The organism is Planococcus donghaensis, assembly GCF_001687665.2.
Classification (GTDB): Bacteria; Bacillota; Bacilli; order Bacillales_A; family Planococcaceae; genus Planococcus; species Planococcus donghaensis.
Map to the genome: position 1 here is coordinate 702,801 of NZ_CP016543.2, position 25,400 is coordinate 728,200.

23 protein-coding genes are annotated in these 25,400 nt (G+C 40.1%); 10 read left to right on the forward strand and 13 right to left on the reverse strand.

Features of this window, described 5'->3' with window-relative positions; translation table 11 throughout:
* The first annotated feature begins 178 nt into the window (after nucleotides 1-178).
* A complete protein-coding gene (locus BCM40_RS03555) occupies nucleotides 179-358 on the forward strand; it encodes a hypothetical protein (RefSeq protein WP_065527120.1) in 180 nt (59 codons plus the stop codon).
* A 75-nt stretch (nucleotides 359-433) separates the two neighbouring features.
* Here the strand turns inward: BCM40_RS03555 and BCM40_RS03560 are convergent, their stop codons facing one another.
* From BCM40_RS03560 to BCM40_RS03575, 4 genes are all read right to left on the reverse strand, one after another.
* Complete coding sequence (locus tag BCM40_RS03560) at nucleotides 434-2,887, reverse strand: S8 family serine peptidase (protein WP_083394466.1); 2,454 nt, start codon at nucleotides 2,885-2,887, stop codon at nucleotides 434-436.
* 190 nt (nucleotides 2,888-3,077) lie between these two features.
* Nucleotides 3,078-4,532: a S8 family serine peptidase gene (locus BCM40_RS03565; protein WP_065527119.1), complete on the reverse strand. Its 1,455-nt coding sequence runs from the start codon at nucleotides 4,530-4,532 to the stop codon at nucleotides 3,078-3,080.
* A 357-nt stretch (nucleotides 4,533-4,889) separates the two neighbouring features.
* The gene (locus BCM40_RS03570) at nucleotides 4,890-5,525 is read right to left on the reverse strand and encodes a response regulator (protein WP_065527118.1); all 636 of its coding nucleotides are present in this window, start codon (nucleotides 5,523-5,525) and stop codon (nucleotides 4,890-4,892) included.
* A gap of 5 nt (nucleotides 5,526-5,530) precedes the next feature.
* Complete coding sequence (locus BCM40_RS03575; protein WP_238323750.1) at nucleotides 5,531-7,357, reverse strand: sensor histidine kinase; 1,827 nt, start codon at nucleotides 7,355-7,357, stop codon at nucleotides 5,531-5,533.
* Nucleotides 7,358-7,555: 198 nt separating this feature from the next.
* Here BCM40_RS03575 and BCM40_RS03580 point away from each other — a divergent pair, with 198 nt between their 5' ends.
* Nucleotides 7,556-8,002 carry an SRPBCC family protein gene (locus tag BCM40_RS03580; protein ID WP_065527117.1) on the forward strand — a complete coding sequence of 149 codons (447 nt, stop codon included), beginning with the start codon at nucleotides 7,556-7,558 and terminating at the stop codon, nucleotides 8,000-8,002.
* Nucleotides 8,003-8,104: 102 nt separating this feature from the next.
* Here the strand turns inward: BCM40_RS03580 and BCM40_RS03585 are convergent, their stop codons facing one another.
* Nucleotides 8,105-8,560 (reverse strand): universal stress protein, encoded by a 456-nt coding sequence (locus tag BCM40_RS03585; RefSeq protein ID WP_065527116.1) that lies wholly within the window; start codon nucleotides 8,558-8,560, stop codon nucleotides 8,105-8,107.
* A gap of 471 nt (nucleotides 8,561-9,031) precedes the next feature.
* Here BCM40_RS03585 and BCM40_RS03590 point away from each other — a divergent pair, with 471 nt between their 5' ends.
* Together BCM40_RS03590 and BCM40_RS03595 are read left to right on the forward strand one after the other, a co-directional pair.
* Nucleotides 9,032-11,806 (forward strand): bifunctional diguanylate cyclase/phosphodiesterase, encoded by a 2,775-nt coding sequence (locus BCM40_RS03590; RefSeq protein ID WP_065527115.1) that lies wholly within the window; start codon nucleotides 9,032-9,034, stop codon nucleotides 11,804-11,806.
* Between the two features lie 147 nt (nucleotides 11,807-11,953).
* Complete coding sequence (locus tag BCM40_RS03595; protein ID WP_065527114.1) at nucleotides 11,954-12,208, forward strand: SHOCT domain-containing protein; 255 nt, start codon at nucleotides 11,954-11,956, stop codon at nucleotides 12,206-12,208.
* Between the two features lie 51 nt (nucleotides 12,209-12,259).
* On the opposite strand, the gene BCM40_RS03600 is transcribed toward BCM40_RS03595, so the two are convergent.
* The 4 genes from BCM40_RS03600 to BCM40_RS03615 all read right to left on the reverse strand — a co-directional run bounded on the left by BCM40_RS03600 (nucleotide 12,260) and on the right by BCM40_RS03615 (nucleotide 16,352).
* The gene (locus BCM40_RS03600) at nucleotides 12,260-13,084 is read right to left on the reverse strand and encodes an STAS domain-containing protein (RefSeq protein ID WP_065527113.1); all 825 of its coding nucleotides are present in this window, start codon (nucleotides 13,082-13,084) and stop codon (nucleotides 12,260-12,262) included.
* Between the two features lie 309 nt (nucleotides 13,085-13,393).
* Nucleotides 13,394-15,019 carry an FMN-binding glutamate synthase family protein gene (locus tag BCM40_RS03605; protein ID WP_065527112.1) on the reverse strand — a complete coding sequence of 542 codons (1,626 nt, stop codon included), beginning with the start codon at nucleotides 15,017-15,019 and terminating at the stop codon, nucleotides 13,394-13,396.
* A 23-nt stretch (nucleotides 15,020-15,042) separates the two neighbouring features.
* Nucleotides 15,043-15,666 carry an NAD(P)H-binding protein gene (locus BCM40_RS03610; protein ID WP_065527111.1) on the reverse strand — a complete coding sequence of 208 codons (624 nt, stop codon included), beginning with the start codon at nucleotides 15,664-15,666 and terminating at the stop codon, nucleotides 15,043-15,045.
* Nucleotides 15,667-15,830: 164 nt separating this feature from the next.
* On the reverse strand, nucleotides 15,831-16,352 hold the full coding sequence (locus BCM40_RS03615; RefSeq protein WP_065527110.1) for a DinB family protein: 522 nt from the start codon (nucleotides 16,350-16,352) through the stop codon (nucleotides 15,831-15,833).
* 351 nt (nucleotides 16,353-16,703) lie between these two features.
* On the opposite strand from BCM40_RS03615, the gene BCM40_RS03620 reads away from it, so the two are divergent.
* The 3 genes from BCM40_RS03620 to BCM40_RS03625 all read left to right on the forward strand — a co-directional run bounded on the left by BCM40_RS03620 (nucleotide 16,704) and on the right by BCM40_RS03625 (nucleotide 19,922).
* Nucleotides 16,704-18,206 carry a phytoene desaturase family protein gene (locus BCM40_RS03620; protein WP_065527109.1) on the forward strand — a complete coding sequence of 501 codons (1,503 nt, stop codon included), beginning with the start codon at nucleotides 16,704-16,706 and terminating at the stop codon, nucleotides 18,204-18,206.
* A 20-nt stretch (nucleotides 18,207-18,226) separates the two neighbouring features.
* Entirely contained in the window at nucleotides 18,227-18,370 is a 144-nt protein-coding gene (locus BCM40_RS16445; RefSeq protein ID WP_008429251.1) for a hypothetical protein, read from the forward strand.
* A gap of 166 nt (nucleotides 18,371-18,536) precedes the next feature.
* Nucleotides 18,537-19,922, forward strand: a complete 1,386-nt coding sequence (locus BCM40_RS03625; protein WP_065527108.1) for an FAD-binding oxidoreductase — start codon at nucleotides 18,537-18,539, stop codon at nucleotides 19,920-19,922.
* A gap of 89 nt (nucleotides 19,923-20,011) precedes the next feature.
* Here BCM40_RS03625 and BCM40_RS03630 read toward each other — a convergent pair whose 3' ends face one another.
* A complete protein-coding gene (locus tag BCM40_RS03630) occupies nucleotides 20,012-20,758 on the reverse strand; it encodes an SDR family NAD(P)-dependent oxidoreductase (RefSeq protein ID WP_065527107.1) in 747 nt (248 codons plus the stop codon).
* Between the two features lie 164 nt (nucleotides 20,759-20,922).
* Between BCM40_RS03630 and nadX the strand changes: the two genes are divergently transcribed.
* Nucleotides 20,923-21,702, forward strand: coding sequence for an aspartate dehydrogenase (gene nadX, locus BCM40_RS03635; protein WP_065527106.1), 780 nt, complete (start codon nucleotides 20,923-20,925; stop codon nucleotides 21,700-21,702).
* 106 nt (nucleotides 21,703-21,808) lie between these two features.
* Here the strand turns inward: nadX and BCM40_RS03640 are convergent, their stop codons facing one another.
* Nucleotides 21,809-22,297 (reverse strand): DUF7000 family protein, encoded by a 489-nt coding sequence (locus BCM40_RS03640; protein ID WP_065527105.1) that lies wholly within the window; start codon nucleotides 22,295-22,297, stop codon nucleotides 21,809-21,811.
* Between the two features lie 192 nt (nucleotides 22,298-22,489).
* On the opposite strand from BCM40_RS03640, the gene BCM40_RS03645 reads away from it, so the two are divergent.
* A complete protein-coding gene (locus tag BCM40_RS03645) occupies nucleotides 22,490-23,623 on the forward strand; it encodes a glycerate kinase (protein ID WP_065527104.1) in 1,134 nt (377 codons plus the stop codon).
* Nucleotides 23,624-23,690: 67 nt separating this feature from the next.
* Here the strand turns inward: BCM40_RS03645 and BCM40_RS03650 are convergent, their stop codons facing one another.
* Nucleotides 23,691-24,323, reverse strand: coding sequence for a Pr6Pr family membrane protein (locus tag BCM40_RS03650; RefSeq protein ID WP_065527103.1), 633 nt, complete (start codon nucleotides 24,321-24,323; stop codon nucleotides 23,691-23,693).
* A 96-nt stretch (nucleotides 24,324-24,419) separates the two neighbouring features.
* Entirely contained in the window at nucleotides 24,420-24,905 is a 486-nt protein-coding gene (locus BCM40_RS03655) for an SRPBCC domain-containing protein (RefSeq protein ID WP_083394467.1), read from the reverse strand.
* Between the two features lie 91 nt (nucleotides 24,906-24,996).
* On the opposite strand from BCM40_RS03655, the gene BCM40_RS03660 reads away from it, so the two are divergent.
* The gene (locus BCM40_RS03660) at nucleotides 24,997-25,356 is read left to right on the forward strand and encodes a hypothetical protein (protein ID WP_065527102.1); all 360 of its coding nucleotides are present in this window, start codon (nucleotides 24,997-24,999) and stop codon (nucleotides 25,354-25,356) included.
* Nucleotides 25,357-25,400 lie beyond the last annotated feature (44 nt).

The following is a 25,400-nucleotide window of genomic DNA, read 5'->3' on the forward strand; positions in this document are numbered from 1 at the left end:
GAATTTCAAAAATAAAATCCGAGAAAAGTTGAATCGGCATAGTAAATATTTCGTTTTGGTTATCGTCTTGACTGTATTGAGTGGCTGGAACGCAGAGACAGACAATTCATTTGGTGATTTGTTTAACAATAAAGACTCTTAGGTGTTAGACAATAAGGCAGGGATGAAGGGGATTCACTTGCCAGGAATGAACTGGTTCATATTGAAGTTTGAAACAGTGAATGGTGTCGGGGAGTTTAAACTAACAAGAGAAGAACTAGAAGGCGGATACAGCGTGAACTTAAAAGAAATTGAGAGGGAAGAAAAACTAAAAGAGCTTATCCAAGTGCGTATAGAAAATAGAAAAGAGCTAACGTGATTTTCAAAGTAGTGTTTGCACTCAAAAACAGCAAAAACCCCGCAGCTGCCAGTGGCAACTGCGGGGTTTTGATAATTAGTTTGTGAAAAATGCTTCGTGATGACGGCTAAATGCTACTGCGAAATCACCGCGTAATACTTGCTCACTAGGGTTAAATGTTGCTTGTACAGTTGGGACAAGATCATATTTACCTTGAGTCACTGAGAACTGAGCGTTTAAGATGTTAAGGTCTAGTGCAAGTTGAACATATGGTTTCAAGTCAGCAGGGATGCTGTCTTGGTCTTTTATCGCAATACGCTCATCTTTATACTGAACTGTTACGTTGCCTGAGAAAGCTTCTGCTTGTTTTTGCAAACCTAAACTTTGTACTAACGAGTAAGCAAGTTCAGCTTTTGTTACGCTCCCTGTCGGATCGAATTTACCGCTTGCTTTTGCTTTCATAACGCCATTAGCGAATTGAGCATAATCACGGAAAGCTGATCCTTTAGCTGTAACGGCTTCTGCAAATGGAGTGAAGTCAGAAGAAACGTCGTTAAAGCTTGCTGTTCCAGGAAGGCTTTGACGAATTTCAGCACCCATTACTAAGTAAGTAGCAAGATCTGCACGAGTTAGTTTAGCATCAGGTCTAAATTTTCCTTGAGCGTTAGAATCGAATAAATGGTTTTTGACACCCATCGCGATTGCTGGTTCTGCAGCGTGACCCGCGATATCAGTTAGTCCAGTGATGCCATTTACTTTTGTGAAAGAAAGAACACCTTCTACTGTTTCCGGAAATGCAAGGCCAACAGGATTTGCTTCATTGCCGCGTAAGCCGCGTACTTCAGCTTTCCATTGACCAGCTACTGGGTTGTTAACAATAACAGTACGGTCATAAGTTGTCGCAAACAATAAGCTAATACCTGAACTATATTCTGTGCCGTCTGGAGAAATTAGGACCAAGTTTACTGGGTTACCTGTTTCTCCAAGAAGACCTTCTGCATTTACTTTTGCAGACAAGATCGAAACGCCTTGTTCTACAGAAAAGGTATGTTGTGTACTTTTAGCTACTACATAATCAACTGAGAAATCTTCGCGTTTTGTTTGTTCTGAAACGTTCGCATTAAATGTTTTTTCGCTGTTTAATGTTGCACCGTATGTTTTGTTGTTGAAAATTGAATCGAGTGCTGCATAGGCATTTACATAGCCTGCGCCAACTTCCCATGTTTCATAACCGGGCATGTTTGTCGCCGTGTTTTGAAGAAGTGATTTTACTTCGTCAGGTGAAAGTGTTGGATTTGCTTCTAACAGTAATGCTGTGATTCCTGCTACGTGCGGTGTTGCCATTGAAGTACCGCTCATCGTCGTGTAATAAGGAAGATGTGCGGGTTCAAGTGTTGTCGCATCTTGTTCAGCTGCTAATGATGTAACTGGAGAAACCGTTCTTGTTGATACAATATCAACGCCAGGAGCAACGATAGAAGGCTCGTCTTTCCAAGACCAAGTTTTGCCGTGAAGGTCAAATGTGCCACCTACATCTTTTGTTCCGCGAGAAGAAAAGTCTGCAAGCGTCCCATCTTTTTCACCAGCTCCAACTGAAATTACCCAAGGAGCTTTTGCATATGGATTATGTGTATCTGAACCAGGACCTGCGTTACCAGCGGCGAATAAAACAACGATTCCGCGGTCATACGCTTTTTTACTAGCTAAGTTGATCGGGTGAGTTGGTACAAAATCTCCACCAGAACCCCATGAGTTTGTGATTACACGGATATTGTATTCGGTTTGATGCGTAATCGCGTAATCGAAACCTCCGATACCATCAAGGACGAATAATGCACCACCAGAACCATAGCCGATCAAGTCAGCGCCAGGAGCGGCTCCTTCGTATTTACCACCAGACATTGCGCCAGTACCGCCAACAGTTCCAGCTACGTGCGTACCGTGTCCAGAGTTTGTGTCAGTATTTGGAACGTCTTCTGTATAAGAAACAGGAAGAATGCCTGTAATGCTTTGAAGATTTGTTGATCCTAAAACGTTTTGCACAAGATTTCTACCAAGTTCATGATCTTTATGTGTGCCATCAACGCCGCTGTCATTGACAACCACTCCGATGCCATCACCAGAAACCGGTAATCCACCATTTTGTTTTCTGAAGTTATTATCAGTTTGTGCTTTATCAACGCCAGTAATCATGTTGGCATCAGCATTGAAATACTCAAGTTTTTCGTTCAAGAAAACAGATTGTACTTCAGGGTTTTGCGCTAGTTCTTCGATTTGTTGTTTTGTTGCGAAAGCACCCACAATTGGGAGGCTCTGCATACTAATGGCGGATTTAATTCCTAACCCTTCCAGCAGATCAAGCTGAGCCTCTGTGGGTTTTTGATCTCCTCGGAATGTAACAATAACTTCTGTCGCTCCTTTGGAAAGAGCAGACCAGACTTTTTCATCTACCTGTGCAGTGGTAGTTGACTGCGAGCTGTTTGCATTAGCGGTAGAGAAAGCTGGGAAGATCAAGAACAACATCGTAACGATCAACAAAATCTTTTTCATTTCATCATTCTCCTTTTCTCAATAGTTTGAAAAATCTTAATTTAATTATCATCTTTTTACTATCGGTTGCCTATTACGCAGAGGATGTATTTTCCGTTCCCGAAGGTCCTAGGCAAATTACTACCAATGGCGTAGAGGACAGCAAAAAAAACACCCCCTATATAAATAGGGGGCGGTCAAAACTTATTTTTTAATTTTTACTTTTTTTTTTCGATGGAACAAGAGTTGCTGGAGCAAGGTTTTCTGCTTTAATCGCTTGGATTGCTGCATACGCATTTACGTAACCAGCGCCAACTTCCCATGTCTCGTATCCTGGCATTGTTGTAGCTGTTTGTTGCATCAATTCTTTAATTTCAGCAGGGGATAGAGTAGGATCTACTTCAAGCATTAAGGCAATGATGCCTGCTGCATGAGGGGCCGCCATCGATGTTCCGCTGAATGTTGTGTAATACGGCAAATGTGCCGGTGAAATTCCTGTCGCATCTTTATCAGCACTTAACGCTGATAGTGGTGTGAACACGCGTGTTGAAACGATATCAACGCCTGGTGCTGTGATTGTCGGACGATCTGCCCAAGTAAACGTTTCACCGTCAATAACGACCGTGCCACCTTTATCTTTAACACCACGTGATGAAAAGTCAGCTAGGTTTTTAGAAGAATCTCCAGCAGCTACAGTTACAACCCAAGGTGCTTTTTTATAGTTTCCAGAAATGGTTGAAGCTCCAGGACCTGCATTTCCTGCAGAGAAAACAGTTGTAATGCCACGGTCGTATAACTTTTTAGTAGCGATATTGATCGGGTGGTTTGGATCGAAATCAGTATTCGAGTCGCTCGTATCGCCCCACGAATTAGTGATTACGCGAATGTTGTATTCGGTTTGATGTGTAAGCGCGTAGTCAAATCCGCCGATTGTGTCCATGATTGCAATTCCAGCGCCTGAACCATAGCCGATCAAGTTTGCACCAGGTGCAACGCCTTCGTATTTTCCACCAGACATCGCACCAGTTCCGCCAACAATTCCAGTAACGTGTGTTCCATGTCCAGAAGTAGAATCTGTATTCGGGATATTTTCAAGGTATGCAACTGGTACTAAACCAACCGTACTGTTTAAGTTAATATTCGCCATAACATTTTGTACTAAGTTTTTGCCAAGCTGATGATCTTTATGTGTACCATCAACACCGCTGTCATTGATGACAACGCCGATGTTTTTACCCGTAATCGGCATTCCGCCATTAGCAGCTCGGAATTCTGGGTCTTCGCGAACTTGGTCAACGCCTGTTACAGAAGTAGAAGCTTCGTTTTCATATTGAAGCGGTGCGTTGTAGTAAATAGAAAGAATATCTGCTGATTCCGCTAATTTTGTCACTTGCGCCGGTGTTACAGATGCTCCTGCCATTGGTAAGCTTTGAAACAACTGCGCATTTGAAATGCCTAAGCTTTCAAGTACTTGAAGATTGCTATCGCTGTTTTTGAATGTAATGATGACTTCGATCGGTGTGAGTCGATTTTGTAATAAGTTTTGTAGCTTTTGGTCAATGATAACTCCTTCTGCATTCGCTGAAGTTTGGTTTAATGAAAAAGGATTGAATGCAAGACCGAGCGCTAAACAAAAGGTGCTGATGACGATCAATAATCTCTTCATGGTTATCCTCCTAATATTTTCAGAATTTTTCTTCTTCTAATGATTTCATTTTTCATAGATTAACACCATTCACCACGAGGCGTATTTCTACATATACAAAAAGACGTAGCCACCTACTGCTTAAGTAGTAGATGGCTACGTCTTCTGGCTTGTAGACAAACTAGCTATCGGAACAAACTTGTGCCAATAGTTATTCTTTTTGACTTTTTTATTTATAGAGAAACTTCGATATTAGTTGATGAACCTTTTTAGTACATACGCTAGCGATGGCGCGTCTACCCCAAAGCGGTCAGCGCGGTTTTAATAGCTCCATAAATTGTGCAAATAGATTTTATCTACGCCTTGAGAGAACAGTTGCTACCTCAACGGCACTAAATTGTTTTGCACGGCAAAAATAATCGCTTGCGAGCGGCTTTTTACATCAAATTTTTTGAATATGTTGCTGACATGAATTTTGACAGTTTTATCGCTAATATACAGCCGTGTCGCAATATCTTTATTTGATAGTCCTTCAACTAAAACGAGTAATACTTCCATTTCCCGTGGAGTTAAAGTTTTGTCTTCTTGGTTATTTTCTTGCTTGTGCATCGATAGTAATTTTTTCGTCATGCCTGGTGGAATCACCGACTCGCCACTTGCGACTGCGCGAATAGCATCAATCACATCTTTAGAAGGAGAATCTTTTAGCAAGTAACCGTCAGCACCTTCTCGAATGGCTGCCATGAAATATTCATCGTTATTATACATCGTCAAGACGATTACTTTAATCGAAGGATAATTGCTTTTTACCCAACGAGTCAGTTCAATGCCGTTCATTTGTGGCATGTTAATATCCATCATAATAATATCTGGCGAAACGTTTGGCAGCATGTCGATCAATTGCGTACTTCCTGTGGCTTCACCAACTACTTCCATGTCTTCTTCTTGCGCGATTAATGTTTTTAAACCATCTCGTAAAATGGCGTGATCATCTACCAACAACACTTGAATCATCCTGTTTATCCCCCTTCAAAACCCATCTTTGGTATTCGTACGATAATTTCGGTTCCTTTTGTTTCACTGCTTTCAATTTGAAGTGTTGCACCAACTTTGGCAGCGTCTTCGTTCATTTGCAAAATTCCGTAATGGGGTTCTTTCATGGCCATTGTCATTGCTTCATACAATGAAAATCCAACACCATCATCTTTAATCTTTAGAAAAATTTGTTCTTTTTGATAGCTCAATAAAATATTCAATGAGCTTGCTTGAGCGTGTTTTATACAGTTTTGTATGCTTTCTTGTGTGATCGAGTAAATGACTTTTTCCGTCAATAAACTCAAGCGTGTTTGAATGCCACGTTGATCAAAGGAAATATCGAGTCCGTTATTGTGGCTCTTTTTAATCTCGGCGATCTTTTTTTGAATGGCCAAATCCAAACTAAGATTTTCCGTTGGATGCGGACGCAGTGCATAAATCGAATCACGGATTTCTTTCAATCCTTCGCGTAATGTGTTGTTGCTGTCGTTGATCATTTGCTCGGCTTCTTGTGGGTGAGAAGGGATTTTACGAGCTGCGCTATCGAATTTCATAACGGCACCCGCTAATGTTTGTGCAATGCCATCATGAATATCATGGGCAATACGATTGCGCTCTTCGAGTAAAATACGCTGTTCTTTTTCACTGAACAACAACTGGGTTTTTAAGAAAATCGCTAATTGGTTTGAGATGGTGGAAATCGAGTGAACGTCTTCGACCACAAAACTATTGGTGCGAATCTTCGTTAAAATAAGACAGCCGATCAATTCGTTATCTAATATTAACGGAGCATACACCGCGACTTGCATGTTTTTATCAAAGCAGCGAGAGAGTGGTGCCTGGTCTAGGTCTTGTTTATTAAAAACTTGTGTAGACCGGATTTGTTCCAACTTTGAAAAGTCCTCGCTTTGGAGTGTGTCGTTTAAATCTTCCCGGCTGCCTTCTGAGAAGGTCAAATGCCATTGGTCTTGATCATCTTTTGTGAACAAGAAACTTTCTTCGTAAAAAACAACATCACTCAACAAAAGTTTAATGTCTTTATCCCATTCTTTTGTGGGAATGGATTTGTTTAGTTCGGATGAAAAATGAAACAACGCTTTTAATCGTTGCTTATCGGCACGCAACCTCAAAATGGTTGAGCTGATAATTGCTAAAAAGATTAACGGAGACAAGAAGAAGAAATAAGAGAAAATATCCACTTCGCCGCGGTTTTGACTTCCTAAGTAATAAAGGAGAAAACCATAGACTAAGGAAATGCCAAAACTAAAAAGTTCGCCTCTGCCTTTTTCAGCCCAAATGGCAACGGTGTATTTTTCAGGACGAAGAAACAAAACGATGTCGATAATAAAGTTGTTAATAATATAGAAAAGAGCAATAAAGACAAACAACGAAATGTAGTTCATCGATATATCGGGTCCACTAAACAAAGGCATGAACATACTTTGAAACCAATGAGCACCCATAAAACTAAGAATCAATTGAGCAGGGTTGAAAAAAATGATACGCAGCGGCCTGCGATAAATCCAAGTGGTTAGAAGAACTCCTAAAAAATAAAGAACAATCGTCATTTCGATGCCGTATATAAGGTAGGTTAAAAAGACGATTGGAAAAGTCAGCGAAGAATTTCCTTTTCTAAAAGGCATTGGATAATGTTCGCAAATAAAGATAAAACTAAGAAGCATTAATAATTCAAACGGTTTTTCGATAGCTGGTAAATGAAATAGTGCGTATACCACAAGAGACCAGCCCATTAATGAAATGATCATCATAAAGAGTTGCGCACTATGATGCCTAGCAGTTACCTTTTTCAATCAGAACTCACCAGCCTTTTAGTATTTTTTTATTATTCTAACATTATAGAGGCCAAGAGTGAAAGCTAGTAAAATAATCTTAATTTATCAGAAAAGTCAGTTTATTAAAAGTTGGAACATGTTATATTAGAAAGAGAGCAATACTCGTTTAAATTATCGCCCGTCAACAAGTGATTTTATATGAAAGGAGGACGCGAGATGTGGAATTTAAAAAAGTCTATTTATATTGACCGGGGGATAGGGGAAGTTTATCAATTCGCAACAAATCCGAATTATTGGTATCAATGGTATGCAGGGGTATCTGAAGCAGAAAACCTTCTCGGGTCAGGCGCAAAAGGAACGAGTATGGATTTAAAGTATTTCTTTTTCGGAAGAGGGTTGGAAGTGCATGTGTTGGTTGAGGAAAATGCAGCTGTAGGAGATAGTTATGTTTGGCGTTGCCTGGTGACTGGAGCGCTGGATGCAAGACAAACATGGCGTTATTATCCAAAAAATGGAGGCACGGAGCTCCATTTTGAAATGGATTATAACTTAAACGGCAACATCATCGGAAAATTAGTCAATACACTTTATATTAAAAAGTTGATGGCTAATTCTATAGAGCAAACATTGCGGAATTTAAAAGACATAAGTGAAAGCGAATAGCGTGGATAAATCCACTAATCTTTAACGTCTTGCAAGTTAAGAAGAAAAATTAAAACGGTCAGTCTGCTTGCTATACAAGTCGACTGGCCGTTTTTAAATTCTTTACTCTTCTGTTTTTTGCTCTCTGCGAACAACTAAAACATCACATGGGCTACTGCTTACAATATGTTGAGATACACTGCCCAATATATAGTGTTCAATTGCATTTAACCCTTGGGCTCCACATACAATAAGGTCGATATCCAACCGTTTTGCATAGTCACGCGAAATCACCTTTTCGGGAGTACCAGGGACTACATACACATGTACACTAGAAATTCCCGCTGCTAAAGCATCTTGTTTGTAGTTATTCAGTAGTTCTTTGCCGTGGTCAAAAATTCGGTCTTCAGGATCCGGTACGCTCTTTGTCATAGCGGTATAGGAACGAGTATCCACTACATAGATTAAGTTTAGTGCGGCTTCGTTTCTTTTAGAAATTTCAATCGCCTTTTTAAATGCCCAATCTGCTTCCTTCGAGCCATCAATAGCCACCAAAATACGCTTGTATTTCATGGTCATACAAATTCCTCCTAAGGTTTTTTTTCGCGTCTTTACTATAGTTCTTCAAAATTCTTTAAAACCCTTTTTTAAATCTGAATATTCTAATAATTTATTTGTCATTTGGAAAACCAAATTAGTGAGGGAAGTAGAATGTTTCCTAGTCATTTCGAGTAAGAATCTGTTTTTCAATCTCCCGAAAGACTTACACTAAATTAGTGTTTTCTCACGAATTAACAAGTCACGTGAGAACTTGTCAATTTTTTATTAACTTTTAAAGGGGTTATGCCGATATTAATGTTAAAATAGCTCTATGAAAAACAATATACATGAATAACCAGTTATCCATTTCTTTTATAGCAGAAAATAGGGTGCCAATAATAAAATTATAGAAATCAATATACCTAATTGTTTTGTTAGAGAATCGGTGATCAAATTTTCATCTTTTACTAAGCTAATAAATCGATAGGTCAATGAATGGAGGCTTTGTTAATGGAGATTGAACAAACCAGGTATTCCCGGTTGGCCCATATAACGAAATTGATCAACACGAACTTTGAATTACGCCCATTGCTAGAACATGTTATCACTGCGATATCCGAAGAAGTCGTACGATGCGATTCTGTCGGAATTTACTTGCCACAAGAAGATGGGAATTTCCGTGGATATGTGGGGAAACCAGCCGTTATTAATGGCATGACACTCGATATGCATGTGGTGGATACAGAGTACGATTTATTAGCAAAAGAAGTTATCGAAACTCAACAAACGATTTATATAGCAGACACGTCTAAAGACAATCGCCCCGATCCAAGAGCGGTGGCAGGGTTTGGCATCAAGTCGTTGTTAGCTCTTCCAATTTCATATGAAGGTGAATTGTTTGGTCTTGTTTTCTTATTTGATTACGGCATTCCAATGGACTTGACCGCAGAGGAAATTCAAACAGTAGAAGCATATGTCAACATGGCAGGTGTAGCGATTCGGAATGTTAAAAACTTACAGCGTAAAGAAAGTATTCTCGCTGAAAAGCAATTATTGCTAGATTTGACGCGAGATTTGTCTATGACTTCATCTATGTCTGAATTAATGGACAAATGCTTCCATTATGTCGGTACCGTTCTGAAAAACGATAACATTGCTGTGCATTTATTAGATCCTATCGCAGGTGAGAAGATCAAACCGACCAATATGAGTGCGAAAAGTGAATGGTCTGAAGAAGAATGGTTAGAAAAGCACGAGGAGCTGCAGTTTGATCTGTCGAATGATCGCGTATTCAGCGCGGTGGTCACTGCTAAAAAGCCCATTTGTATTCGAGATGTCACAAAAGACGACAGAGTCAATCAAGAGGTTTGTAAAGAATTTGGAATTACAGGCATGCTGATGCTTCCTTTTGTATCGATGGGGGAAGTATTAGGAGCGCTCGTTTTGGTCAGTTTTGAGGAAAACAATGAGGTCTTTTGTGAGTCGGATATTGAACTTGCACAATCCATCACAGAGGCTACTGCTTCGACTTTGTCTAACTTGCTGTATATGGAAAAGCAAGAAATGATTATCGAACGAAGAACGTCAGAAGTGGTTTTGAAAAACGATGAATTGAAAACAGTCGTAACAGAGTTAGAGAGTCTTAGCCGTGAAAAAGAGCTGATTTTAAATTCAGTAGATGAGGGCATTTTTGGTTTTGATTTGAACAACAATATTACGTTTTGTAACCGAGCAGCTGAGTCGATATTGGGCTATAGAAATGGTGAATTGATCGGACAATCTTACAAAAATCTCTTGCCTAAACAGCAAGACTTAATCATCACTTCTGTTTCATTAGAAGAAGATTTGAAGTTTCTTAAAAAAGACGGCAATGATTTTTCGGTTGAATACGTGGTTTCTTCTATAAAAGAAAACGAACAGGTTATTGGTGAAGTTGTCACATTCAGAGATATTACGAAGAGAAAGCAATTGGAAAAAGAAATTAGCCATTTAGCTTATTATGATCACTTAACAGATTTGCCAAACCGAATCTTATTAGAGGATTATTTAAAACTAAAAACAGAAAAAGCAAAAGCTTCAGGACAAAAAGTGGCGGTATTATACTTGGATCTGGACCGCTTTAAAATTATAAATGATAGTTTCGGCCATAGTTATGGAGATATGTTATTAAAGAATGTTGCAAATCGTATAAGACGGAGTGTACCGGCAGATGCATTTGTCTCGCGTCAAGGAGGCGATGAGTTTACAATCGTCTTGCCTGGCTATGACAACAACCAAGAAGTATTAAATCTTGTGGATAACTTAATCGCGTCATTTACAGAACCATTTTCCTTAAAAGGAAATGAAGTGTACATCAAAACAAGTATCGGAATTAGTGTGTTCCCAGAACACGGTAGTACTGCGGAAGTATTGATCAAAAATGCAGATGCCGCGATGTACAAATCAAAAGAAAAGTCCGGCACGCACCATCATTTCTTCAAAAGTGAAATGAGCGATTGGAGCATGGAAAGCATTTACTTGGAAAATGCTTTGTATAAAGCGTTGGAAAATGATGAATTGAGCCTTCACTATCAGCCGCAAATAGACAGTAAAACCAATCGCATACTTGGGGCAGAGGCGTTGCTTAGATGGAATCATCCAACTCGTGGCATGGTATCCCCAATTGAATTTATACCGGTTGCAGAAGAAACCGGATTGATCGTGCCAATTGGCAAGTGGGTGCTTTTAAACGCTTGCAAACAGTTAAAGAAATTGCACAATCAAGGAAATACGAATATGTCAGTTTCCGTGAATTTATCAGGGAGGCAGTTTGAAGAAGACGATTTGATCCCAATGATCGAATGTATTTTGATAGAAACAGGTGTCGCTCCAGCATCTTTGCATATTGAACTGACTGAAAATCAAATTTTCAAAAATACGCATGTTACGTTGGAAAAAATGAGAGAAATAAAAGCATTAGGTATTAAAATCGCATTAGATGACTTTGGAACAGGGTATTCGTCATTAGGGTATTTGAAAAACTTCCCGATTGATACGTTAAAAATAGATCGATCATTTATGTTTGATATTTTAACGGATAATGACAATGCCGCGATTACCAGTACAATCATTACGCTGGCTCAAAACCTTAACTTAAATGTTATAGCGGAAGGCGTAGAAACAGCAGAGCAATTAGCTTTTTTAATGGCTAAAAATTGCTTTAACATTCAAGGCTATTATTACAGTAAACCTCTACCTGCCGAAGCATTGGAGAATTATATCAATCAACTGGCACCAAAAGTATAAACTGCTTATCAATTAGCAACCGCGATTTGGATAAAACCAAATTGCGGTTTTCTTTTACCCTCACCGAGTCAAACCACACCCATTCAACGTGAAATGGGTGTACATTTGACGTAACAAACTATATCGGAATTGGGGAGGGTGAAAGAAATGATGGGGCCAGGTTGGGGAATCGGCTGGGGCACAGGAATGGGAGGAGGACTTTTGGTGATGATTCTATTACTCGTAGTCATCGGCTTTGCCATTTACTTTTTTATGAAAAACAGCAACAACCCGAACAATAATTTACCGAGTTCAAGAAAAGATTCGACTGCAGATGCGATGGAAATAGCTAAAGCGAGATTAGCGAAAGGGGAAATTACCGCTGAAGAGTTTGAAGAAATCAAGAAAAAACTTTTAGGGTAAACGAAAACTGCGATCTGGATAAGTAAATCCAAATCGCAGTTTTTTATAATGCTATATCACCAAATATTCTTTAAGTGCTTGTTGCAATGTACCAAGTGTTTTCGTCTTCGGATCAAACAATAACCCAAGTGAGACCATTTTCCGAACGACTTCTGCACGCAGTCCAGTAATAATCGATTGACAACCCATCATGGCAGAACCGTCGATAATTTTCATGATGTGATGAATGACTTCTGGTTCCATGTCAACGATTCCAGACAAGTCTAGAATCAAGGTTTGAATACGGGATACACTCACTTCAGTTAATACTTTTTCTTCGATAATTTCTGCTCGGAAAGAATCGACAGCACCGATTAATGGCAAAATAGACACCGATGTACTAATAGGGATTATTGGCACAGACAAGTTTTCAACCAGTTGTCGATGTGCTAATATCAATGAATCTTTATATGTTGAATAGCTGATAAAGAACGTATTCAAGAAAGTATCAACTTGTGTATTAATATCTTTTTCCATAGCAAAAAAGTCGAATGCAACTTCATTCGGGGTAGCTCGATCGTACTGTTGAAGAAAGGTCCAAAGGGTGCGACGAATCGCTTGAATCCATTCTAATTTGAATGACAGTTCGATTGAATGCGTCGCCCATGCAATGCCTTCTTGTTTCGCAAATAATTTAAGGTCTTCTTCTCGTCTATCGATAATATACCCGACGACCTTATGCGCATTGGTTACAAGATCAATATTGCCAATCCTTAAAATTTCATTGATTTTGTCTTTTACAGTAACGGCTTCCTCTAATAATTTTTCCTCAAAAGCTTCTTGATGTTGCTGGAAGTACGTTTTAATCTCTACTGAACTTTGCAATGCCTCAGTCATTAGCTTTTCTCCTTTACCAATAAATCTCTTTAATCATGTAAACTTTTGTTTTAAGTACAGCATTAACGAAATTCCCTCAGCATAGTCCTATTAGGACGTGGAACAATTTTAATTATACCCACAGGTGTATAATTAAAAACATTTTTTAAAAGAAAAAGTTAAAGGTGGAAATGGATTCTCTAAGTAGAATGAATTATCCAGAAAACGCCTTTTAAATAGCATTCTGAATGTACTATGCCCTTTAGATGAGGTGCATTTAAAAAGCAGTAAGACATCTCCAAAAGATGGTCTTACTGCTTTTATTGGGGGTTAGTTTTTTGCCGGCAAATCTTCTACGTCTTTTTCTTCCTGTTCTTCTTGTTCGATTTTGTGAATCATACTGCCAACAGAAGAAATACGCCCTTGAATGTCTTTATGTGTTAAGTGTTTTCGTTCGAGCATGGTCGGAGATTCGACGCCTGCAGCCGCTGCCACGTTAAACAAACCAGCACGCAACGACATAACATAATTGGCAACGCGGTACATCTTCTCGCCAACCACTAAACCGTCTTGTAGGTCAGGGTCTGTCGTTGCAACACCAACCGGGCACGTGTTCGTATGACAAACTCCTGCCATGATGCAGCCAACACTGATCATAAATCCTCGCGCGATATTGACAAGGTCAGCCCCCATCGAAAGGGCGATCGCTATTTTATCAGGTGTGATGAGTTTACCAGAAGCGATCAACTTTACGCGGTCACGTACGCCGTATTGCCGAAGCAATTCATCGACAATCGGTAAGGCAGTCAAGATCGGCAAACCGACTGAATCGGCAAGTTCTTGGTAAGTCGCACCAGTTCCACCTTCACCACCATCGATGGTGATAAAGTCAGGCCCTTTGCCGCTGTCTTTCATAATTTGAACCATTTCCTCAAGTCCTTCAACATCTCCAACGACAATTTTCATACCAACCGGTTTGCCGCCAACTTCACGCATTTCTTCGATAAAATCAAACAGCTTTTCAAACGAATCGTATTCTGTGAAACGGTTTGGACTGTTTACGGTTTTACCCGGTTCAATCAACCGAATACGCGCAATTTCTTCGGTTACTTTCTGACCTTCTAAATGGCCACCACGTGTTTTCGCACCTTGTGCGAGTTTCACTTCAAAAGCTTTTACTTTTTCCATGTCAGCTTTTTCTTTAAAAGCTTCCCACGAAAACTCGCCGCCTGGCGTTCGTACGCCAAAAAGACCGGGACCAATTTGCATGATTAAATCGGTGTCCCCAGCTAAATGATGATCCGAAATTCCACCTTCCCCGGTATTCATCCATGTACCACCTGCAATGCCAAGCCCTTTGGATAGGGCCGTAATGGCATTTTCTCCTAAAGCCCCGTAGCTCATAGCAGACATGCCCACTTGTCCTTTAATCCGGAAGGGTTGCCTGCAATAGCCTTCACCGAGCACTACTGCATCTTCATCACGTAAATAATAGGGATCCGTAAGAACTTCTTCGCGGTGTTCTTTTCTCGACATTAATCCTTCATGGTCAACAACATATTGGTAAGTTGTCACTTTTTTGCTGTTGTCAATCTTCAGTTCTGTCCGTAATTTCGGAAACAGTGAATTTCGGATGTAAAAACCGTCTTCTGCAAAATTACGACTTGATCCAAATCCAATTAACCGTTCATTGTATTTTCCGGCTTTGACGATATCTTGGTATTGCATACGTGAAAAGGGAAGCCCTTCGTTGTCGCCAGAAAATAAATATTGGCGTAGTTCAGGCCCAACATGTTCAGCCATATAGCGAACTCGTCCAAGTAACGGGAAATTGCGTAAAACGGCATGTTGTTTTTGATGATTGTCTTTTTGATAAATGTAGGCAATATAAGCAAGTGGAGCTGCGATAGTCGACCCCACGAGTGCGGATGGTAAGTATTTCGTTATTTTCCCCATAAAATCCACCTTTTTTTAGTTTTTTATACGCTCTTGAATGCATTTTCAATCGGAGTGTTTCCAGGTACCACTTTTAATGTTTTATTGTATGTAGCTTTATTCGTAAGAGATTCAACTAAAACAGCAGCGACGTCTTCATAAGGAATTTCCATAACCTTTTTGCGTGGGGAAGTAATGACATCAATCGTGCCTTTTCCTGGTTTGTGAACGCCGCGGCTCGAATAAACGACTGTATACGTAAAGACGTCTAACTTAATAAGTTCTTCAGGGATTTTCTTGCCACCCGTGTCTTGAGATTCAGCAGATTCATCTACGCGAGCTGGGCTCAAATAAACAACTCGTTCAATTCCTTGAGTGCGCGCTTCTTCCATCGCACGAGCTACCGCTTCTTTATCAACAAGTACGTTTCTGTTTTCACCCGCTGTTGGATTTGCCCCAGCTATATAAATAATCGCTTCGCATCCCGAAATCGCATCTACAAAATCGTAATCTTTCGTGACACATACATCGGCAGCACCAATCATTTTCAGCTCTTCTGCCCGATTCTCGGTTTCTGCAATCGTGATGGCTTCATGGTTTTCGGCAGCGAGCTTTTTTAACACATACTCTCCGACATCACCGCCACCACCAAATACGAATACTTTCATCCAATCCCTCCCCGTGTAAAATGCTGTATTCAACTTTTCCCTTCTGCTTGGAGGATGAAACCATTTAATAGGAAAGAACGGGTGTAATTTAGAAAGGGAGATAAGCAAAAAAGCAGAAACCAATTCACTGGTTTCTGCTTTTTGTACGTACTTATATGATAAGTCTACTTTAGTACACCTAAATATTCTTCCCAAGGCCCGACATCTTTTCGGTACCTTTCTGCCATCACCCTTACAATTTGAGAAAGATGTGTTAAATCATGCACCATCCATGTAGAAATCAGTTCTCTTAGTTTCACTTTACCAAACACAGGATGTTCTCCAGTTAACTCGAATTGTGAGTCGGATTTGATCAAGTCTTTGACAATTTCAATATTTTGTAAACGTAGCTGTTTGAATTCAGCCAGTTTTTGCTCGAGTGAGGTTTTCGGTGGATTTGTGATATGAGCATCCCGATCAAATGGAGGAAAAGACTTGTTTTCGCTTTCTGCTAAAATGGTTTTTATCCTAGGGATCCAGTTCGTTTTTTCGCATTCAATTAAATGATCGATAACTTGAGAAGTATTCCAAGTTCCTTGTCCTTCATTGCAGGTTAGCCAATCGTTCGATAAATTAGATAAAAAACTAGCTAAAGTTTGTGGTGTGGCTTCTAGAATTTGTATGGCTTCGTCTAAAGAAAAATTCATAAAATTTCCTCCTTGTTATAAATTACTCGAATAGTAGAGTAGCGAAAGAGCCCATATAGTTATTACATTTACAGCGTACCATTTAATTAAACTGAAGAAGTACTTTTCTTAGGAGCATATAGTTTCTATATTTCGTTTTGAAAGCAGCTGTCTATTTAAGTTATACAAAGGCTCCATAAAGTAAGTTTTTAAAACCGGCAGTTAGGGAAATAAAAGGAGTATGTCAAAGTTTTGAAGAATCTAATTAAGTAATGGAGTTAGCAGATTGACGTCTCGATCTCCACATAAATTTTGCCGAATCGATATAAGGGTTAAAGATGAAATACTTAGGAGAAGAAGGGCGGTACATACATGAGCAATTCACAAAAATCCGTTATTGTTATTGGTGGCGGACTTGGCGGCTTATCAGCGGCAATTTCTCTTGCGCAACAAGGATACGAAGTTTCGTTATATGAAAAAAATGATCACATTGGCGGGAAAGTCAATCGTTTAGAGCAGGATGGATTTGGGTTTGACCTTGGTCCATCGATTTTAACGATGCCGCATGTTTTCGATAAGTTGTTTCAAGGGAGCGGCAAGCGCATGGAAGATTATGTGCAAATTCAGCGACTCAACCGGGAGTGGCGCTCGTTTTTCCCTGATGGCACGGTACTCGATTTGTACCACGACCTTGATTTGATGCAGCGTGAAAATCCTGCACTTTCTCGAAAAGACATGAAAGAGTATTACGCATTATTAAAATACGCGCAGAAAATTTACAAAACGACTGAACACAGTTATTTAAAAGAAGGTTTTGAGTCACCTGCTGAAGCAGTTGCACAAAACGGTATTTTGGCAACATTAACTGGCTTTGATTTGACATCTACTATGTATAGCGCGATTTCCAAACGCATTAGTAATCCTCATTTGCGTGACATGCTTTCGTACTATGTGAAGTATGTCGGGTCTTCTCCATATAGTGCGCCAGCCGTATTGAATATGATGATTTATATGCAACATGCGCAAGGTTGTTGGTATGTAAAAGGCGGCACACATAAACTGGCAGAAGGATTGACGAAGCTTGCAGAAGAAATCGGCGTTAAACTCCATACAGGTATGGGTGTCATTCGTGCGTTAACAAGCGAAGACGACAAAATCGTTGGTATTGAACTAGAAGATGGTTCGTTTAAAAAGGCCGATTATTATGTATCGAATATGGAAGTGATTCCGTTTTATAAAAAAATGGTGGCGGCAGATGAAAGCTTTGTTGCGGATTTGAAGAAGAAATACGAACCCGCAAGTTCAGGACTTGTGTTGCATCTCGGCGTGAAAAAAACCTACCCATTTTTAAATCATCACAACTTTTTCTTCTCGGAAAACTTGTATGAACAAATGGAGAAAGTGTTTGAAAAACACGAGTTGCCCGATGACCCAACCATTTACTTAGTCAACGTCAATAAAACCGATCCGACACAAGCGCCAGAAGGGCACGAAAACATTAAGATTTTGCCACACATTCCGTATATCCAAGACAATCCGTTTACACCTGAAGATTATGCGAAGTTTGAAGAAATTGTTCTCGATAAACTAGAACGCATGGGCATGCATGGCCTGCGGGACAATATTGTCACACGTGACGTTTGGACGCCACACGACATCGAACGCGTTTACGGTTCAGACCGCGGGGCAATTTATGGCACGGTTTCCGATAAAAAGAAAAACGGTGGCTTTAAGCATAAAAAGCAAAGCGAATTATACGACAACCTGTACTTTGTCGGCGGCACAGTCAATCCAGGTGGCGGTATGCCAATGGTGACCTTGAGTGGGCAACAAGTGAGCGATAAAATTGTGAAACGTGATCAGGCTGGTAAGTAGCGTTAGAAAGGGGCAAGTCGATGAGCTTCATAGAGGATTTAATGGGTGCGATTTTCGATTTATTAAAACTTTTTGGTTACTTTGTAGCTGGGGTAATCGTCGTGTCAATCGTCATGTACGGCCTTGCTGGATTATTCGATTTGATCAGCTATCTGTACTTCTAGCGTTGGAATAGTAACAAAGACCATTTGATGAAATCAATCGATTTCGAAGATGGTCTTTTTCGTTTTATTCAACACGTAGAGTAACGTAATTCTGATTATTATGTATAATTGGGTTAATTGGTCGAACCAATTTTATGATGAAACGCAAAAAAGGGAGCGAATCAATATGGCACTAGCAAATCAAGAGACGATTTTGGATAGTTTAAAAGAGCATTTAACCGCTGAGCAAATCAGTGTTAACGAAACAATTAAAGAACTGCATGGCCAAGACGAGTCGTATCATCAGATGAAGTTGCCAGATATCGTGGTTTTTCCTGAAACAACAGAACAAGTTTCAGCAATTATGAAAATATCCGCACAATACAAAATCCCGGTTATTCCGTTTGGTCTAGGTTCAAGTTTAGAAGGCCATGTCATTCCGCAAAGCGGTGGAATAACAATTGATTTTTCCTTGATGAACAACGTATTAGACGTTTATGAAGAAGATTTTTTAGTGAGAGTGCAGCCTGGAGTGACGCGCACGCAACTGAATAAAGAGTTAAAGAAGTATGGGTTGTTTTTCACCGTAGATCCTGGAGCTGATGCCACACTCGGTGGAATGGTCGCAACAAATGCAAGCGGTACGACGACAGTGAGGTACGGCGTTATGCGCGACCAAGTACGTGATTTGGAAGTGGTGTTGGCAGATGGTACCGTCATTCACACCGGAAGTAAGGCAGCAAAATCTTCATCGGGTCTTCATTTAAATGGCTTGTTTGTCGGTTCTGAAGGGACGCTCGGATGCTTTACTGAAATGACGCTACGTGTTTACGGAATTCCAGAATTTATCACCGCAGCACGTGCATCGTTTGAGACCGTGAAAGATGCGGTAGAAGCGGTTGTTTCTATTTTGCAAGCGGGCATTCCAATTGCACGAGTTGAACTATTAGATGAAGAATCCATGAGACAAGTTAATAAATACAACGATACAGCTTATCTCGAAAAACCAACTCTGTTTTTAGAGTTTCATGGCAACGAGGCCGGGTTGCAACAAGATGTTGAGTTTACGCAAGAAATCGTTCAAGGACATGGCTGCACAGAAGTAGCTTTTGAAACAGATACAGCCGCACGGAATCGTTTATGGGAAGCACGCCATACATTGGCCTATGCGTATATCCATGCGCATCCAGGCAAAAAAATGATGGTAACGGATGTTTGCTTGCCAATTTCAGAACTGGCTGGAGCAGTAGAACATGCACGTGAAAACCTATTAGAATTAGGATTACCTGGCGGAGTTCTTGGACATGTTGGCGATGGCAATTACCACGCGCTCATTATGATTGATATGAACAATCAAGAAGAAGTAGAAAAATCACAGGAGTTCAACGAACGTATTGTGTTGTACGCACTTGAAAGAGGCGGTACGTGTACAGGGGAGCACGGTGTGGGCATTGGTAAGCAAAAATATCAGCGTCAAGAACATGGCGGTGCTTTTGATGTCATGGAAAAAATTAAAGTCGCTCTAGATCCTGCTAATCTATTAAATCCGGGGAAGAATATAAAAGGAGAGTAAATAGTGAGTAGCCGACCATATTGTGGTCGGCTTTTTCTATGGATTAAAAAAGGTAGCTAGGAATTTCCTAGCTACCTTTGGTAATCATGTTATTTTGTATTTGTGAATCCGCCATCGATGCGAACTGTTTCACCGTTGATGTAATCTGCTTTTGTCAGTAAGAACGTCACAAGCTCTGCGACATCTTCTGGTTGTCCCAAGCGTTTTTGTGGAATTCCAGCCTCAGCACTTTCTTTCATATCTGGATTGTCTTCAAAGAACTTTTTCACCATTGGCGTTTGAATCGGACCAGGTGCAATGGCATTTACGCGAAGACCGTCTTTAGCATACTCCGCAACAAGACTTTTCGTCATTCCGACGATTCCATGTTTCGTTGCACCATACGTCACAACAGAAGCTTGTCCAATGACGCCTGCGCTTGAAGCTGTATTTACAATGGAGCCTCCGCCATTTTTCAACATGGCTTCTCCGACATAACGTAAACCGTATAAAGCGCCAAGCAAGTTAATGCCGACAATTTGATCGATTTCTTGAATATCTGTTTCAAGGAATTTTTTGCCGCTACCGGAAATGCCGGCGTTGTTGAAGAAGTAATCGATTGAGCCAAAATGCTCTAGTGTTTTGTCTACATAGTTTTTAACGTCTTCTACTTTTGAGACGTCCGCTTTAATGAAAATGGCATCGACGCCTTTTTCTTTTAGTTTTTCGACGGTTTCATTACCACTATCTTCACTAATGTCGACTACAGAGACATTGACACCTTCCTCTGCTAAATAAAAAGCAGTAGTTTGACCAAGTCCGCTAGCGCCGCCTGTAATGATTGCTGTTTTGCTCATTGCAATTTCCTCCTTTAATAAAATTAGTTTCTATAGATAGTGGTTTCCCTTTAAATGCAAAGTTAACCGAGAAATCGTAAAATTGCTTTGCTCTAGTTCTGTATAAGTATCAACGAATCGCTTACACTTTAAGAAACAATGTTAGTTACGTGAGGAGGATGAATATGAACATTGGAATCATTGGAACGGGCAACATCGCAACGTATTTATTGGAACAAGTAAACGTTAATCGCTTGGTCGATGGTCAAGTGATTGCTTTTTTCGGGCGTAACAAGGAAGTGGGACCGCGTCTAAGTAAGCAGTATGACGTTAGTTTTTATACCGATTTCCAAGAGTTTTTAAACACGCCACTCGATATCGTTGTAGAAGCATCAACGATCGAAGCGGCAAGTCTTTATGTGGAAGGTGTGGTCGCTCACAAAAAAGACCTCGTAGTGAGCAGCATCGGGGTATTTAAAGACATCGATTTTCTAGATAAAGTCAAAAAGTTGGCAGCGTCTTCCGGTACGATCGTCTTTCTCCCTTCAGGTGCAATTGGCGGATTGGACGTTTTGCAATCGGCTAAAGCGGCTGGCGGTTTAAAGCAAGTTCAAATCACGACACGGAAATCTCCCGCATCGCTCGGCATAGAATCAGACGAAGAGAAAGTGGTATTCGAAGGAACTGCATATCAAGCAGTTGAAAAGCTTCCGAAGAACATCAATGTAGCGTTAGTGCTTGCCATTGCGGGAATCGGTGCTAAAAAAACGAAGGTGCGTGTGATCGTTGATCCGTCTGTTACACAAAACTCTCACACTATTGAAGCAGAAGGGGATTTTGGGCGGATGGAGTTAAAAGTTGAAAACAACCCGATGCCAAGTAACCCAAAGACCAGTCTTCTTGCAGCATTGAGTATTTTGAGCGTGTTGCAAAATAAAGAAAGTGCGCTTCGAATTGGCAACTAAGGGATGAATTGCAAACAAAAATAACGAGACAGCTTGCCCAAGCTGTCTCGTTGTTTAATAGATAAGTTGTGTAACGGATTGGTTGTGAAACTCTCCAAGTAAGCGACTAACGCAGAAGTTTTTCAATGTCTTCGACCAAAAGCGCTACCCGCTCATCTATTCTTTTTATCAATTCTTCTTGATATTCAAAATCGGGGTGTTCATCTACGCAAATTTCTATAATTGAACGAATCCCATCTGCGGTAGAAGAAAGAGTGTAGTTATTTGTATCATTTTCTTTAAGTAACTGCCGGAATTCATTTTGAATAGCTTGGTTCCGACCAACAAGCCAAACTTCAAAACGGGTCTTTTCATGAATGTACATAATCATAATTTTCAAGCCATTGTCATGTAATAGTTTAGGCGCTACCGCAAAAAAGGTTATATCCATCTGTCCTGGATAGAGGCTACTTGATATATGGTGTGACGGGTACTTATTTTTAAAATAAATTCGCAACTGTGCCATGAAGTTCATAATTCCTTGATAGGCTTCTCGTATTTCACCTGTTTTAACTTGTTCACCATAATCATAAATCCAATCGTTTAATGATCTCATGTCTCTGATCCCTCTTTTCTAAAAGGTTGGGTGTAAGTTTAATGCTGAGTGAAATAAGTAATTAGAAACGGCCCTCTTTGTATACACTATATATTTAGAGGTAACTCTATACCGTCAGTATAATGCATGTCAGTTTCTTTTTCTTTATATTTCTATCTAGACAAATTACCAATAGTACTGGAGGTTTGCAAATTGAAAATCATAGTTGCGCCCGATTCGTTTAAAGGCAGTTTAACAGCCATAAAAGCAGCTGAAGCGATGGCTGAAGGTATACGAGAGCTTGACCACCAAACTGATCTCATTTTATTGCCCGCTGCAGATGGGGGGGAAGGCACAATGAGTGCCATGGTCAGAGCGACTAGCGGGAAATTAGTGGAACATCAAGTAGAAGACCCACTGGGACGTAACGTGTCTGCTTGTTACGGTGTTTTAGGTGATGCTCAAACGTGTGTAATTGAAATCGCTGAAGCTTCAGGGCTAACACTTTTAAAAGAAGAAGAACAAAATCCGTTAATCGCATCTTCCTTTGGTACCGGCCAATTGATTGGCTACGCATTAGATGCAGGGTTTCGGAAGTTTATAATAGGACTTGGAGGAAGTGCTACAAATGATGGAGGAGCTGGGATATTAGAAGCTCTTGGTATGAAATTTTTAGATCGTGATGGACAGCGTTTAGCAAGAGGTGGCGGTTCATTAGGAGAGCTTTTCAAAATAGACGCCTCCAACTTTGATCGACGCCTTGCAGAAAGCACCTTTTTAATCGCGAGTGATGTAGAAAATCCTTTCATTGGGGAACAAGGAGCTTCAGCCATATTTGGTCCCCAAAAAGGTGCGACTCCTGAGTTGGTCGAGCAGCTAGATAATAATTTGCGAAACTTCGCCGATAAAGTCGAGCAACTAATAGGTATGGCTCTTCATCACAAACAAGGGGCTGGTGCAGCAGGTGGAGCAGGAGGTGCATTGCAGGCCTTTTTCAAAGGGGACATGCAGCGTGGTGTTGATGTAGTTTTGGAAGAAATGGACTTTGAATCGTATATTGAAACAGCAGACTTAGTCATAACTGGAGAAGGAAAAAGTGACAGTCAGACCTTATCTGGGAAAACGCCTTTTGGCATTGCGCAAGTTGCTAAGCGAGCAGGCAAACCGGTTATACTGATTTCTGGAGTGGTTGAGTCAGAAAGTCGGAATTTGTTACAGTCTTATTTTACAGAGGTTTATTCGATTGTTGGTGCTGAGGTGTCAGCTGAACAAGCGATGTCAGATGCGTATAGCCAATTGAAAATAAAAACACAAACTGCTGTTAACACATTTATGGAGAACAATTAGAAAGAATAAAACGTCGCTTCTTAGATTTTATTCTAAGGAGCGACGTTTTTTGTAAAGAGAATTTATTTTATTCGACTTCAACAGATGCGGTGGACGCTGCACGCAATTTTCGACTTCCTACAACAGTTAACGAACAAAGCAGAATAAGTACCGTTATAAAAATTGAGCTGATAAGTACTTGGCCATACCCACTAATTCGTGGATCTAAAAACGGGTAAGGATACCAATCCACCAGCGGACCGCGGAGTAATGTGTAAACTAAATAAGCGAGTGGATAGAGAATCCATAACCACATGCGTCGAAAAGAAATAAGGTTTCGTGAAGGAAAAGCTAGCCAATCAAATAATGCATACAAGGGTAACAATGTATGCAAAATGAAATTTACCCAAGGAATAGTCGTTTGGAGCTCTGCTTCCATGCCGCGTAAGAATAGAAAATAAACAATTCCTGTTGTCATGATGTAAGTTGTCACGGCTCCTCGGAATAATTGGAATTGTGGAGAGTGGAATTGTTTAGTAGAGAGCATAGCCCCGATTAGTAATACACCTACAATTAAAATATTGCTTTGTATTGTAAAGAAGCTAAAAAAATTACTGAGAACTAGACCGTTATAGCGTAACCCATGTGTCATTTGAGTAATAATAGCGATCAAGCCCATGATGCTAAGTACTAAACGAAGTCCTCGAGCTACTTTTTCCATTTATTCATCTCCTTAAAATATCCTTTTCATAAAGCATATAGTCCTGAAGAGAGTAAATCAATGGTTTTAGAAAGCTAATTGGTCTTATAAGTTGCTTCACCGTTCAACAAACCGAGCAAGGTTTTCAAGCGTAGAATTTAATCCTATATCATGATCCTCTTTACGTATGCCTTTAGGAACGTTTTCGCAAATAAGCGTAACACGCGTTCCTTCTGAAACAGTTTCTAAATACCACGTTTGAATCATTTCACTTGAAAACGCAGGATCTTCGGAGTCAAATACGACTGACATCACTATTTTTGTGTCTTCCACTACTTTTAGAAAGGTACCTTGGAAAACATCTGTATCATGTGAAGTTTTCCCTTTTTCTGAGCCAGCGACTTTGTATGTAAGACTCATTTTGTATACTCCGCCTTCACAAACATTAAATGTTTCAATTTTTGCGGACATACCTTGAGGGGGAAGCCACAAAGCAAATGTATCAGGATTGATGAATGATTGGTAAATATCTTTGGAAGAAGCCTTGATCACGCGTGAGGCAGAATCGATTCGGTAGTTGAATGGCTGGATAATTATAAACAACTCCTTCTTTAAAATCGGAATATTCAGAATTGACTTTCTGTGAAATCATTTTATCATTAAAGAGAAAAGATAAAAAGAAAGGGTGAATGCGGTGAAGAAGACGATTTTTGTTCACGATATTTCTTCTATTAAGCACAACCATTTTTCATTTAAAGACGCATCGGGGCTCATTAAAGATTATCCATTTGTTTTAAAAGTAGCCCCAGGTGGTAGTCATTATCATTTTGATAAAGAGGATTTAGAACTTATGAGCAAACATGAAAAAGACCTCGCCCCACACGATGAAAAGAGAACAAGCAAAAAAGAATATATCGAAGAAATGAAAAAAGAATTCTATCATCAAATACGCGCAGGAAATATGGACGCTATTTTATGCAGCTTGTACAAGTTGGAAGGCGAAAGTGTTGAGCTGAAATGGGGCGGGGAAGTGAGTCATAAATTTAAAATTTAATATCTTATTATTCTATAACCTACTGTCGTCGCTCCCAGAAAACC

Bases quoted from the DNA above. Each gene is read 5' to 3' on its own strand.
- BCM40_RS03560 (WP_083394466.1), bottom strand. From the start codon at position 2,887: ATGAAAAAGATTTTGTTGATCGTTACGATGTTGTTCTTGATCTTCCCA.
- BCM40_RS03565 (WP_065527119.1), bottom strand. From the start codon at position 4,532: ATGAAGAGATTATTGATCGTCATCAGCACCTTTTGTTTAGCGCTCGGT.
- BCM40_RS03570 (WP_065527118.1), bottom strand. From the start codon at position 5,525: ATGATTCAAGTGTTGTTGGTAGATGATCACGCCATTTTACGAGATGGT.
- BCM40_RS03580 (WP_065527117.1), top strand. From the start codon at position 7,556: ATGTGGAATTTAAAAAAGTCTATTTATATTGACCGGGGGATAGGGGAA.
- BCM40_RS03585 (WP_065527116.1), bottom strand. From the start codon at position 8,560: ATGACCATGAAATACAAGCGTATTTTGGTGGCTATTGATGGCTCGAAG.
- BCM40_RS03590 (WP_065527115.1), top strand. From the start codon at position 9,032: ATGGAGATTGAACAAACCAGGTATTCCCGGTTGGCCCATATAACGAAA.
- BCM40_RS03595 (WP_065527114.1), top strand. From the start codon at position 11,954: ATGATGGGGCCAGGTTGGGGAATCGGCTGGGGCACAGGAATGGGAGGA.
- BCM40_RS03600 (WP_065527113.1), bottom strand. From the start codon at position 13,084: ATGACTGAGGCATTGCAAAGTTCAGTAGAGATTAAAACGTACTTCCAG.
- BCM40_RS03605 (WP_065527112.1), bottom strand. From the start codon at position 15,019: ATGGGGAAAATAACGAAATACTTACCATCCGCACTCGTGGGGTCGACT.
- BCM40_RS03610 (WP_065527111.1), bottom strand. From the start codon at position 15,666: ATGAAAGTATTCGTATTTGGTGGTGGCGGTGATGTCGGAGAGTATGTG.
- BCM40_RS03615 (WP_065527110.1), bottom strand. From the start codon at position 16,352: ATGAATTTTTCTTTAGACGAAGCCATACAAATTCTAGAAGCCACACCA.
- BCM40_RS03620 (WP_065527109.1), top strand. From the start codon at position 16,704: ATGAGCAATTCACAAAAATCCGTTATTGTTATTGGTGGCGGACTTGGC.
- BCM40_RS16445 (WP_008429251.1), top strand. From the start codon at position 18,227: ATGAGCTTCATAGAGGATTTAATGGGTGCGATTTTCGATTTATTAAAA.
- BCM40_RS03625 (WP_065527108.1), top strand. From the start codon at position 18,537: ATGGCACTAGCAAATCAAGAGACGATTTTGGATAGTTTAAAAGAGCAT.
- BCM40_RS03630 (WP_065527107.1), bottom strand. From the start codon at position 20,758: ATGAGCAAAACAGCAATCATTACAGGCGGCGCTAGCGGACTTGGTCAA.
- nadX (WP_065527106.1), top strand. From the start codon at position 20,923: ATGAACATTGGAATCATTGGAACGGGCAACATCGCAACGTATTTATTG.
- BCM40_RS03640 (WP_065527105.1), bottom strand. From the start codon at position 22,297: ATGAGATCATTAAACGATTGGATTTATGATTATGGTGAACAAGTTAAA.
- BCM40_RS03650 (WP_065527103.1), bottom strand. From the start codon at position 24,323: ATGGAAAAAGTAGCTCGAGGACTTCGTTTAGTACTTAGCATCATGGGC.